The following is an 11,365-nucleotide window of genomic DNA, read 5'->3' as shown; positions in this document are numbered from 1 at the left end:
CAAGCGGATGGTCTTTGGCCCGTGAGGTTCCACGGCGCGAAGAGGCCGTCCGCTTTTGCATTCACCTGAAAGATTGGCATTGCGCGGGTGGCGAAATTGGTAGACGCACCAGGTTTAGGTCCTGACGTTCGCAAGAACGTGCCGGTTCGAGTCCGGCCCCGCGCACCAGCCTGCCGAGTAGCCCGTTCCATCGGGCATTGACGAAGCCCCCGTTTCGAGAGAGACGGGGGCTTTTTCTTTTTTTGCGCGCCTTCACCAGTCGCTGTTGTCGCCGCCGCTGCTGCCCCCGTCGTCCCACGAACCGGTATCGGTGATGCCGAAGTCGTTGTCGACGATGCGTTCGGGCGCCTGGTCGGCGGAGGGCGAGGAAGAGGGCCAGAGGCTGCGGCCCATCTCTGCGTTGCCGCTGTCTGCGATGTGAGAAGTGTCGTTCCGGTCGGTGTTGTCCGACCGGTTGTTCATCCAGTGGCGCACGGCCTCCTGGGCCACCACCGCGCCTACGCCCACCGCCGCACCGGTGGCCAGCGCCGAGCCCAGGCCCATGCCGGGAGCGGCTGCGGGTGGGGCCGCGGGCGTCCAGTTGCCGCCCGGCGCGTAGCTTCCGTATCCAGCGCCTGGTGCGCCCGCTGCAGGGCCGTACGACGGGGCTTGGGCCACAGGCGGCGCCACCCGGCGACGGAAGGCGAGGTAACCCACGACCAGCAAGCCCACGAGCGCAATCGGCAGCCATGGCGTCGAGCCGCTCTTGGCTTCGGTCTGCGGCGGGGCCGGGGCTGGTGTGCTCATGCGCGCGGGTTCGGTCCGGGTCGGCGTGGCGGCGGGCTTGTCGAGCTTGCTCGTGAGCCGCTCGACGGCCTCGGGCTTGGCGAAAGACAGGTCGGGCGCGAGCGCCTTCGCCTGGGCCAGCGCGCTTCGCGCGCCGTCGAACTTGCCTTGCGCCGCGAGCAGTTCGGCCTGGACGAAATGGGCCTTGGCGCTTTTGGGGTGGTCCTTCAGTACCTTTGCGATCATGGTGTCGGCCTCGGCCATCCTGCCGCCGTTCGCGGCCTCGTAGATCTGCTGGATGGTGGGCTCGGCCGGAGTGGGCGAATCGGCCTTCGCCTGTGCCAACGAGGGCATGCCGAATGCCACGACAAGGGTGAAGGCGAGGGCGGCGAACAGTCGCTGAAGCATGATTTTTCCTGTGCGTTCCTATGGAGAGGGGAGGAATCGGAACTGACTTTACGGCTGGAATATTGGTCAAGCCTGACCATCGTTCGCGCCGCGCCAGGCCCCCGTGAAAACCCGCTTTCCCGGCGGATTAGAATCCTGGGTTGCCCAGTTTTGCAGGCGGCACGTGCGTGCCTCCGCATAAATCCCGCCAGCGCGTGTAAGTCCTTGATCTGTATTGATAAAAAAGATGCAGGCCCCGCGCACCGGCCCCCTTACCAGGAAGACATCATGACCGTGACCGTTGAAACTCTCGAGAAGCTCGAACGCAAGATCACGCTGACCCTGCCGGTCGGCACCATCCAGAACGAAGTCGATTCGCGCCTCAAGAAGCTCGCGCGCACCGTCAAGATGGACGGCTTCCGTCCCGGCAAGGTGCCGATGAACGTGGTGGCCCAGCGCTATGGCTATTCGGTGCACTACGAAGTCATGAACGACAAGGTCGGCGAGGCCTTCTCGCAGGCCGCCAACGAAGCCAAGCTGCGCGTGGCCGGCCAGCCCCGCATCACCGAGAAGGAAGAGTCGCCCGAAGGCGAGCTGGCCTTCGATGCGGTGTTCGAGGTGTTCCCCGAAGTCAAGATCAACGACCTGACCGGCGCCGAAGTCGAGAAGCTCTCGGCCGAAGTGGGCGACGAAGCCATCGACAAGACGCTCGACATCCTGCGCAAGCAGCGCCGCACCTTCGCCCAGCGCGCGCAAGACGCCGTTGCGCAGGACGACGACCGCGTGACCGTCGACTTCGAAGGCAAGATCGACGGCGAGCCCTTCCAGGGCGGCAAGGCCGAAGACTTCCAATTCGTGGTCGGCGAAGGCCAGATGCTGAAGGAATTCGAAGACGCCGTGCGCGGCATGAAGGCCGGCGACAGCCGCACCTTCCCGCTGTCGTTCCCGGCCGATTACCACGGCAAGGATGTGGCCGGCAAGCAGGCCGACTTCATGGTCACCCTGAAGAAGATCGAAGCCTCGCACTTGCCCGAAGTCAACGAACAACTGGCCAAGTCGCTCGGCATTGCCGAAGCCACCGTCGAAGGCCTGCGCGCCGACATCAAGCGCAACCTCGAGCGCGAAGTGAAGTTCCGCCTGCTGGCGCGCAACAAGAACGCCGTGATGGACGCCCTGGTGGCCAACGCCGAGCTCGACCTGCCGAACGCCAGCGTGCAGTCGGAAGTCAACCGCATGGTCGAAGGCGCCCGCGCCGAACTGAAGCAGCGCGGCATCAAGGACGCCGACAAGGCTCCGATCCCCGACGAAGTGTTCCGCCCGCAAGCCGAGCGCCGCGTGCGCCTGGGCCTGGTGGTCGCCGAACTGGTGCGCGCCAACAACCTGCAGGCCAAGCCCGAGCAGATCAAGGCCCACATCGACGAGCTGGCCGCCAGCTACGAAAAGCCGGCCGACGTGGTGCGCTGGTACTTCAGCGACAACAACCGCCTGGCCGAAGTCGAAGCCGTGGTCATCGAGAACAACGTGACCGATTTCGTCCTGGGCAAGGCCAAGGTCAACGAAAAGTCGGTGTCGTTCGACGAGCTGATGGCGCAGCAGCAGGGTTGATCCGCCGCTCCGGTAACGCCAATGGGGCTTGTGCTTTGCGGCACGAGCCCCATTTCACTCAGGCGTACAGTTCAGAAACAGCGAACGATTCCATTTCTCGGAGAGCAAATTCATGAGCGCACAGGAAATCCAAGGCCTCGGCATGGTCCCGATGGTCATCGAGCAATCGGGCCGCGGCGAGCGGTCCTATGACATCTATTCGCGCCTCCTCAAGGAGCGCATCATTTTCCTGGTGGGCGAGGTCAACGACCAGACGGCCAACCTCGTCGTGGCGCAGCTGCTGTTCCTCGAGAGCGAGAACCCGGACAAGGACATCTCGTTCTACATCAACTCCCCGGGCGGCAGCGTGAGCGCCGGCATGGCGATCTACGACACCATGCAGTTCATCAAGCCCGACGTGTCGACCATGTGCCTCGGCTTCGCGGCCAGCATGGGCGCCTTCCTGCTGGCGGCCGGCGAGAAGGGCAAGCGCTTCTCGCTGCCCAACTCGAAGATCATGATCCACCAGGTGCTTGGCGGCGCACGCGGCCAGGCCACCGACATCGAGATCCATGCGCGCGACATCCTGCGCACCAAGGACCAGATGAACCGCATCCTGGCCGAACGTACCGGCCAGCCGCTGGAAAAAGTCAAGACCGACACCGAACGCGACTATTTCCTGACGGCCGACGAGGCCAAGGAATACGGTCTGGTCGACCAGGTCGTCGCCAAGCGCGGTTAAAACTGTCCGGCGCCCTGTGGCGCAAAAGGCAAAAAACGGCGTTTTCCACACGGGAAACGCCGTTTTTGTTTAGTTATCATTGTCCCTACCCTGTAACGAGGCAAAAGTCCATGGCCGATAAAAAAGGCTCCTCCAGCGAAAAAACGCTTTATTGCTCGTTCTGCGGCAAGAGCCAGCACGAGGTCAAAAAGCTGATCGCGGGCCCTTCGGTCTTCATCTGCGACGAGTGCATCGACCTTTGCAACGAGATCATCCGCGACGAGCTCCCAGCGGGCGAAGAAGCGCGTGAAGCACGCAGCGACCTGCCGACGCCGCTCGAGATCAAGACCAACCTCGACAACTACGTGATCGGCCAGGAGCCGGCCAAGCGCATGCTGTCGGTGGCCGTCTACAACCACTACAAGCGCTTGCGCCACAAGGAAAAGGCCAAGGGCGACGACGTGGAGCTCAGCAAGAGCAACATCCTGCTGATCGGCCCTACGGGCTCGGGCAAGACGCTGCTGGCGCAGACGCTCGCGCGCATGCTCGACGTGCCTTTCGTGATGGCCGACGCCACCACGCTGACCGAAGCCGGCTACGTGGGCGAGGACGTCGAGAACATCATCCAGAAGCTGCTGCAGAGCTGCAACTACGAGGTCGAGCGCGCCCAGCGCGGCATCGTCTACATCGACGAGATCGACAAGATCTCGCGCAAGTCCGACAACCCCTCGATCACGCGCGACGTGTCGGGCGAGGGCGTGCAGCAGGCGCTGCTCAAGCTCATCGAAGGCACGATGGCCAGCGTGCCGCCGCAAGGCGGGCGCAAGCACCCGAACCAGGACTTCCTGCAGATCGACACGACCAACATCCTGTTCATCTGCGGCGGTGCGTTCGCGGGCCTGGAGAAGGTCATCGAAAACCGCACCGAGGCCTCGGGTATCGGCTTCGGCGCCGCGGTCAAGAGCAAGGCCCAGCGCAGCATCACCGAGGTGTTCCGCGAAGTCGAGCCTGAAGACCTGATCAAGTTCGGCCTGATTCCCGAACTGGTGGGCCGCATGCCCGTGGTCGCATCGCTCGCGGAACTCAGCGAGGATGCGCTGGTCCAGATCCTGACCGAGCCGAAGAACGCGGTGGTGAAGCAGTTCACCAAGCTGCTGCAGATGGAAGGCGTGGATCTGGAGATCCGTCCGGCGGCGCTCAAGGCGATCGCACGCAAGGCGCTGGCCCGCAAGACCGGCGCACGCGGCCTGCGCTCGATCCTTGAACAGTCGCTGATCGACACCATGTTCGAATTGCCGAACGCGACCAATGTCGACAAGGTGGTGGTCGAGGAATCGACCATCGACGAAAACAAGCCCCCGCTGCTCGTGTACCGCGAAGCGGCGAAAAAGGCCTAAAGCCAAAGACCCGAAGGATCTGCATGTCTGGCCACACCCCTCTGCCTTCCGAAGCCCTCGACCTGCCGCTGCTGCCGCTGCGCGACGTCGTGGTGTTTCCCCACATGGTGATCCCGCTCTTCGTGGGACGCCCCAAGAGCATCAAGGCGCTCGAACTGGCCATGGAGGCGGAGCGCCGCATCATGCTGGTGGCGCAGAAGGCCGCCGCCAAGGACGAGCCCTCGGTCGAGGACATGTTCGAAGTCGGCTGCGTCTCGACCATCCTGCAGATGCTCAAGCTGCCCGACGGCACCGTGAAGGTGCTGGTCGAAGGCCAGCAGCGCGCACGCGTGAACCGCATCGATGACGGCGAGACGCACTTCTCGGCCAACGTGACGCCCGTCGTGGCGCCCGAAGGCGGCGAGAAGGGCACCGAGGTCGAGGCGCTGCGCCGCGCGGTGATGCAGCAGTTCGACCAGTACGTCAAGCTGAACAAGAAGATCCCGCCCGAGATCCTCACTTCGATTTCGAGCATCGACGATCCGGGCCGCCTCGCGGACACCATCGCCGCCCATCTGCCGCTCAAGCTCGACAACAAGCAGGCCGTGCTTGACCTCGACGACGTCAAGGCACGCCTGGAGAATCTGTTCGGGCAGCTCGAGCGCGAGGTCGACATCCTCAACGTCGACAAGAAGATCCGTGGCCGCGTGAAGCGCCAGATGGAGAAGAACCAGCGCGACTTCTACCTCAACGAGCAGGTCAAGGCCATCCAGAAGGAGCTCGGCGAAGGCGAAGAGGGCGCGGACATCGAGGAGATCGAGAAGAAGATCAAGCTCGCCAAGATGTCCAAGGAAGGCCTGAAGAAGGCCGAAGGCGAACTCAAGAAGCTCAAGCTCATGTCGCCCATGTCGGCCGAAGCCACCGTGGTGCGCAACTACATCGACGTGCTGATCGGCCTGCCCTGGAGCAAGAAGACCAAGATCAAGCACGACCTCGCCAATGCCGAGGCGGTGCTCAATGCCGACCACTATGGCCTCGAGAAGGTCAAGGATCGCATCCTTGAATATCTCGCGGTGCAGCAGCGCGTAGACAAGGTGAAGGCACCCATCCTGTGCCTCGTGGGCCCACCGGGTGTCGGGAAGACCTCGCTGGGGCAGTCGATCGCGAAAGCGACCGGCCGCAAGTACACCCGCATGGCGCTGGGCGGCATGCGCGACGAAGCCGAGATCCGCGGCCATCGCCGCACCTACATCGGCGCGCTGCCGGGCAAGGTGCTGCAGGGCCTGAGCAAGATCGGCACGCGCAATCCGCTGTTCCTGCTCGACGAAATCGACAAGCTGGGCACCGACTTCCGCGGCGACCCGTCGAGCGCGTTGCTCGAGGTGCTCGACCCCGAGCAGAACCACACCTTCGGCGACCACTATGTGGAAGTCGACTTCGACCTGAGCGACGTGATGTTCGTCGCCACCTCGAACTCGATGAACATCCCGCCGGCGCTGCTCGACCGCATGGAGGTCATCCGCCTCTCGGGCTATACCGAGGACGAGAAGACCAACATCGCGATCAAGTACCTGCTGCCCAAGCAGATGAAGAACAACGGCGTGAAGGACGACGAGCTCTTCGTCACCGAAGAGGCCGTGCGCGACATCGTGCGCTACTACACGCGTGAAGCGGGCGTGCGTTCGCTCGAGCGCGAACTGTCCAAGATCTGCCGCAAGGTGGTGAAGGGCCTGCTGCTCAAGCAACTCACGCCCAAGGTCACGGTCGACGGCAAGAACCTCAACGAGTTTCTCGGCGTGCGCAAGTACAGCTTCGGCCTCGCGGAGAAGCAGAACCAGGTCGGCCAGGTGGTCGGCCTTGCGTGGACCGAAGTCGGCGGCGACCTGCTGACGATCGAAGCCGTGACCATGCCCGGCAAGGGTGTGATCAGCCGTACCGGTTCGCTGGGCGACGTGATGAAGGAATCGGTCGAGGCTGCACGCACCGTGGTGCGCAGCCGCTCGCGCCGCCTGGGCATCAAGGACGAGGTGTTCGAAAAGCGCGACATCCATATCCACGTGCCAGATGGCGCGACGCCGAAGGACGGCCCGAGCGCGGGCGCGGCGATGACGACGGCCTTCGTGTCGGCGCTCACGGGCATCCCCGTGCGCGGCGACGTCGCGATGACCGGCGAGATCACGCTGCGCGGCGAGGTCACCGCCATCGGCGGCCTGAAGGAAAAGCTGCTGGCGGCACTGCGCGGTGGCATCAAGACCGTGCTGATCCCGGAGGAAAACGCCAAGGACCTGCAGGACATCCCAGAGAACGTGAAGAACGGCCTCGAGATCGTGCCCGTGAAGTGGATCGACAAGGTCCTCGAGATCGCGCTCGAGAAGATGCCCGAGCCGCTGTCCGACGAAGAGGTGGCTGCATCTGCTGCTGCCGTGGCCGAACTGGCCAAGCAGCGCGCGGCGGCACCCGCCGCGGAAGGTTCGGTCAAGCACTGACTGGTTGATCGCAAAACTTGTGGAGCCTCGAAAAACTGATATATAATTCGAGGCTCGAAACGCGGGAATAGCTCAGTTGGTAGAGCGCAACCTTGCCAAGGTTGAGGTCGAGAGTTCGAGACTCTTTTCCCGCTCCAGTTTTGAAAAAGGGAAGCAGCAGCTTCCCTTTTTTTCGCTAGGTCGATTTCGTATTTCTGCGTGGCGCGATAGCAAAGCGGTTATGCAACGGATTGCAAATCCGTCTAGCCCGGTTCGACTCCGGGTCGCGCCTCCACCTTCTCGTTCAATTCGATTCGACCCCGACGACCAAGCCCCGCCAACCCATGTTGCCGGGGCTTGTTTTGTTTGGGTTATCGTCGATGTTCAACCTGACGCCCGGATGGTGAAATTGGTAGACACATCGGACTTAAAATCCGCCGCTTCCTTAATCGGGGCATACGGGTTCGACCCCCGTTCCGGGTACCACACTTACAAGGGAGCATTCGATGCCTCGCTACAACGCTCCATTTGAGATCCATGTGCACGGCGACGTGCCGCTGCGTTCGGACGTGACCTTCGACCAGATCCAGGAGGCGCTCAAGCCCCTCTGGAAGTACGCCGGCGCCAAATCGCTGGCCGACGGTGCCACCAGCACCTACGAAGAAGAGCCCGGCATCCGCTTCGAGCAGAAGGACCACACGCTGCAGATGTGCTGGACCGTGCCCGGCGATGAAGACTTCCGCCAGGCCCTCGACGAGATGTGCATGGCCCTGAACGAGCTCTCCGAGCGCGGTGCGGCCATCGAGGTCACCTTCTACGACACCGACTTCGACGAGGAAGAGGGCGACCCCGAGGAAGAATCGCGTGACGACTTCCTGATGCTGTTCGTCGGCCCGAACCCGGCCGCAATCATGCAGGTGCAGCGCGATCTGCTGGTGGAAGACGTCGTCAATCTCATGGAGCGCCACTTCGACGGCGCTGAACTGGGTGGCGTGGTCTCCGAGATCGACCGCCTCTTCAGCGACCGTTTCGACGCGCTCGTGAACTCGCTCGAGATCGGCAAGCGTCCGCGCGGCACGGGCGGTCCCGGCAGCGGCGGTGGCCACGGCGGCGGCCGCCGTCCGCGCCACCTGCATTGATCCGCCCTTCATAGACAAGGCCTCATGGCCCTGTTTCCCGCCTCCGCGCTGCGCCCCGGGGTACGCAAGCGCGAGGTGTTCGGCTGGGCGATGTACGACTTCGCCAATTCGGGCTACACCACGGTCGTCATCACGGCAGTGTTTGCGGCCTACTTCGTGGGCGGCATCGCCAGGGGCGCGCCCTGGGCCGCCTTCGCATGGACGGCCGCGCTCAGCCTCTCCTATGCCATCGTGATGCTCACGATGCCGGCCATCGGCGCCTGGGCCGACTTGCGCGCGGCCAAGAAGCGGGTGCTCGTCTTCGCGACCGTCGGCTGCGTCCTCGCAACGGCAGCGCTTGCAATCACGCCCGGCTTCTCGGGTGCTTTCGGCGTTGCGCTGGCGATGGGGCTGGTGATCGTTTCCAACGCCTTCTATTCCTATGGCGAGTCCCTCACGGGTGCCTTCCTGCCCGAACTCGCCACGGCCGAGGGCATGGGCAAGGTGAGCGGGTGGGGCTGGGCCTTCGGCTATGTCGGCGGCATGCTGGCCCTGGGCATCTGCCTGGCCTATGTGCTGTGGTCGCAATCGAAGGGCTTGCCGGCGGCGCACTTCGTCCCGGTCACGATGCTCATCACGGCAGCCATCTACGGTGCGGCCGCCTGCGCCACCTTCGTGCTGTTGCCCGAGCGTGCGCAGCCTCGAACGGCGGATGCCGAACTCGGTGCATGGCAGCAACTGCGCGCCACATACCGCCAGGCCAGGGCCTATCGCGACTTCATGTGGCTGCTGGCCTGCACGGTCTGCTACCAGGGCGGCGTGGCGGTCGCCATCACGCTTGCTGCGATCTACGCGGAGCAGGTGATCGGCTTCGTCGCGAGCGAGACCATGGTGCTGATCTTCGTGCTCAACATCGCGGCGGCGCTGGGCGCCTTCGGCTTCGGCTACATCCAGGACCGCATCGGCCACAAGATTTCGCTGGCCGCCACGCTGGTCGCCTGGATCGCGGTCTGCGTGATCGCCGCCTTGGTGACGACCAAGGGCGGCTTCTGGTGGGCGGCCGCCATTGCGGGGCTGGCCATGGGATCGAGCCAGTCGGCCGGCCGTGCCATGACGGGCTATCTGGCGCCGCCGAAGCAGCTCGCGGAGTTCTTCGGGCTCTGGACCTTCGCGACCCGGCTCGCCAGCATCATCGGTCCGCTGAGCTTCGGCGCGATCACCTGGATGACGGGCGGCAACCAGCGCATCGCGATTCTCTCGACGGCGGTGCTGTTCGTGGCGGGGTTGCTGCTCCTGTTGCCAATCCGCATGGAGCGGGGCCGCGCCGCCGCTCTTCGCAGCCCGGCCTGAAGGCGCTCAGGGCACCTGCTGGCGAAGCGACTTCGGCACCTTGAAACGTTCGCCGTCGTAGCGCAGCGTGACGGTGTTGAATTTCGGGGGCAATGCCTTTTCCACGCAGCCCTGGTCTTCCTGCTCCTGCGCGCGGCTTTGCAGCAGCGTACGCGACAGCTGCAGGTCGGCAAGGCCGTTGCTGCTGCCCTTGCCGACGGACAACATGGTGCGCAGCTTGTCGAAGTGGCCGGTGCAGGTGGCGTCCCATCCACCATGGTCGTGGTCCAGCTCAATCTCCTGCAGAACCTCGCGCAACTGCTTGCCATGGTGCACGTAGAGCCGCACGGTTTCGCTGGCCAGCGGGCTGCCGGGCGCGTTGCTGCCGCGGTAGCGCACGCGCAGGCCGAAAGCGCGGGCCTCGGGCGACAGCACGTAGCGCGAGGTGTCGATGCGGATGTCCTGGATCGAGGTGGTGGCGTCCTCGTCGAGCGCCTCGGGCTGGAGGAGCCGGGCGATGACGGTGTCGCGTTCGGTGTTGCCGTTGTCGGGGCGCTGGATCAGCAGGATCTCGAGATCGAAGACCTTGGCGCCGTGGTCGGTCGTTTCGCGCGGCATGGGCAGCACGACGATGCTGCGCCCCGGAAAAGCCGGCCAGACCTTGCAGGCCGCGAGCCGCTCGTCGAGCGGCCGGTGGGGATGCAGCTTGGCGTGCATGCGCTCGGCCAGTCCGCTTTCGCAGGCCGCGTGGCTCAGCCCGGCGGCCGAGAGGCAGAAGAGAAGAGCGGCGTGGCGCAGCAGGCGCATCGAGGTCAGGCTTCGGTGGCCGTGGGAAGCCCGAGCCAGCGGGCGGCCGCCGCTTCGAGCACGGCGACGTTGCCGCTGCTTTGCAGCAGCAGGCTGCCGACGCCGCCATCCGCGAGTCGACCTGCCGACGCGAGCAGGCGCCGCGCCTGCTGCGCGACCGGCACGCCGGTGTCGATGAAGCGCAGCGTCGCCGGTGCATGCCGGCTCAATTCGTCTTTCACGAGCGGGTAGTGGGTGCAGCCCAGCACCACGGTGTCGACACCATCGGGGCCGTCGCCGAAAGGCCCGGCCTCTTTCATGTAGCGCTCGCACAGCGCCGCGATACCCGCAGCGTCGAAGCCTTCGATGGCCTTCACGAGCCCGTCGCACGGCACGGAGCGTACGTCTGCCGATCCGGCGAACGAAGCGCGCAGGGCCGCGTACTTGGCACTGGCCAGGGTGCCTCGCGTGGCCATCACTGACACGCGTCCGGTGCGGCTGGCCGACACCGCGGGCTTGAGGCCGGGCTCCAGCCCCACGATGGGCAGGTCGGGATGCTCGGCCCGAAGCAAGTGGATGGCGGCCGTGGTGGCTGTGTTGCAAGCCACCACGAGCGCCTTGACTGCATGCTCGCGCCGCAGATGCTCGACCACCGAGCGCGAGCGCTCGATCACGTAGGCGTCCCCGCGCTCGCCGTACGGCGCATAGGCCGTATCGGCAAAGTAGATGAAGTTCTCCTGCGGCAGCTCGGCCCTCAGCGCGGCCAGCACGCTGAGGCCGCCGACCCCGCTGTCGAAGACGCCTACAGCGGTCACTCGGAAACCTCCGTGCTGC

General features: G+C 64.7%; 9 protein-coding genes and 4 tRNA genes. 10 read left to right on the top strand and 3 right to left on the bottom strand.

Annotated elements, in window-relative coordinates:
• Positions 1 to 81: 81 nt before the first annotated feature.
• Positions 82 to 168, top strand: a tRNA-Leu gene (locus ACCC97_RS13810).
• Positions 169 to 252: 84 nt separating this feature from the next.
• Here ACCC97_RS13810 and ACCC97_RS13805 read toward each other — a convergent pair.
• The gene (locus ACCC97_RS13805; RefSeq protein WP_413333340.1) at positions 253 to 1,173 is read right to left on the bottom strand and encodes a hypothetical protein; all 921 of its coding nucleotides are present in this window, start codon (positions 1,171 to 1,173) and stop codon (positions 253 to 255) included.
• 267 nt (positions 1,174 to 1,440) lie between these two features.
• On the opposite strand from ACCC97_RS13805, the gene tig reads away from it, so the two are divergent.
• The 9 genes from tig (at position 1,441) to ACCC97_RS13760 (ending at position 9,766) form a co-directional block, all read left to right on the top strand.
• Positions 1,441 to 2,757, top strand: a complete 1,317-nt coding sequence (tig, locus tag ACCC97_RS13800) for a trigger factor (RefSeq protein WP_007829791.1) — start codon at positions 1,441 to 1,443, stop codon at positions 2,755 to 2,757.
• A 112-nt stretch (positions 2,758 to 2,869) separates the two neighbouring features.
• On the top strand, positions 2,870 to 3,478 hold the full coding sequence (clpP, locus tag ACCC97_RS13795) for an ATP-dependent Clp endopeptidase proteolytic subunit ClpP (protein WP_007829785.1): 609 nt from the start codon (positions 2,870 to 2,872) through the stop codon (positions 3,476 to 3,478).
• A gap of 110 nt (positions 3,479 to 3,588) precedes the next feature.
• Positions 3,589 to 4,854: an ATP-dependent Clp protease ATP-binding subunit ClpX gene (gene clpX / locus ACCC97_RS13790; protein WP_007829783.1), complete on the top strand. Its 1,266-nt coding sequence runs from the start codon at positions 3,589 to 3,591 to the stop codon at positions 4,852 to 4,854.
• 23 nt (positions 4,855 to 4,877) lie between these two features.
• A complete protein-coding gene (gene lon, locus ACCC97_RS13785) occupies positions 4,878 to 7,319 on the top strand; it encodes an endopeptidase La (protein WP_413313857.1) in 2,442 nt (813 codons plus the stop codon).
• A gap of 61 nt (positions 7,320 to 7,380) precedes the next feature.
• A tRNA-Gly gene (locus tag ACCC97_RS13780) sits at positions 7,381 to 7,456 on the top strand.
• 63 nt (positions 7,457 to 7,519) lie between these two features.
• A tRNA-Cys gene (locus tag ACCC97_RS13775) sits at positions 7,520 to 7,593 on the top strand.
• Between the two features lie 99 nt (positions 7,594 to 7,692).
• Positions 7,693 to 7,784: transfer RNA gene (locus ACCC97_RS13770), tRNA-Leu, on the top strand.
• A 20-nt stretch (positions 7,785 to 7,804) separates the two neighbouring features.
• Complete coding sequence (locus ACCC97_RS13765; protein ID WP_007829779.1) at positions 7,805 to 8,437, top strand: DUF6806 family protein; 633 nt, start codon at positions 7,805 to 7,807, stop codon at positions 8,435 to 8,437.
• A gap of 24 nt (positions 8,438 to 8,461) precedes the next feature.
• A complete protein-coding gene (locus ACCC97_RS13760; protein WP_413333339.1) occupies positions 8,462 to 9,766 on the top strand; it encodes an MFS transporter in 1,305 nt (434 codons plus the stop codon).
• A 6-nt stretch (positions 9,767 to 9,772) separates the two neighbouring features.
• Here ACCC97_RS13760 and ACCC97_RS13755 read toward each other — a convergent pair whose 3' ends face one another.
• The gene (locus tag ACCC97_RS13755; protein ID WP_007829777.1) at positions 9,773 to 10,552 is read right to left on the bottom strand and encodes a hypothetical protein; all 780 of its coding nucleotides are present in this window, start codon (positions 10,550 to 10,552) and stop codon (positions 9,773 to 9,775) included.
• Between the two features lie 5 nt (positions 10,553 to 10,557).
• The gene (gene murI / locus ACCC97_RS13750; protein WP_413333337.1) at positions 10,558 to 11,346 is read right to left on the bottom strand and encodes a glutamate racemase; all 789 of its coding nucleotides are present in this window, start codon (positions 11,344 to 11,346) and stop codon (positions 10,558 to 10,560) included.
• Positions 11,347 to 11,365: the final 19 nt, after the last annotated feature.

The organism is Variovorax sp. Varisp85, from assembly GCF_047304045.1.
Lineage (GTDB): Bacteria > Pseudomonadota > Gammaproteobacteria > Burkholderiales > Burkholderiaceae_C > Variovorax.
Note: the sequence above shows the minus strand (reverse complement) of the source record. Positions and strands in the feature narration are given on the sequence as shown.

Excerpts from the sequence above, each read along its gene's own strand:
- ACCC97_RS13805 (WP_413333340.1), bottom strand. The coding sequence starts at position 1,173 with ATGCTTCAGCGACTGTTCGCCGCCCTCGCCTTCACCCTTGTCGTGGCA.
- tig (WP_007829791.1), top strand. The coding sequence starts at position 1,441 with ATGACCGTGACCGTTGAAACTCTCGAGAAGCTCGAACGCAAGATCACG.
- clpP (WP_007829785.1), top strand. The coding sequence starts at position 2,870 with ATGAGCGCACAGGAAATCCAAGGCCTCGGCATGGTCCCGATGGTCATC.
- clpX (WP_007829783.1), top strand. The coding sequence starts at position 3,589 with ATGGCCGATAAAAAAGGCTCCTCCAGCGAAAAAACGCTTTATTGCTCG.
- lon (WP_413313857.1), top strand. The coding sequence starts at position 4,878 with ATGTCTGGCCACACCCCTCTGCCTTCCGAAGCCCTCGACCTGCCGCTG.
- ACCC97_RS13765 (WP_007829779.1), top strand. The coding sequence starts at position 7,805 with ATGCCTCGCTACAACGCTCCATTTGAGATCCATGTGCACGGCGACGTG.
- ACCC97_RS13760 (WP_413333339.1), top strand. The coding sequence starts at position 8,462 with ATGGCCCTGTTTCCCGCCTCCGCGCTGCGCCCCGGGGTACGCAAGCGC.
- ACCC97_RS13755 (WP_007829777.1), bottom strand. The coding sequence starts at position 10,552 with ATGCGCCTGCTGCGCCACGCCGCTCTTCTCTTCTGCCTCTCGGCCGCC.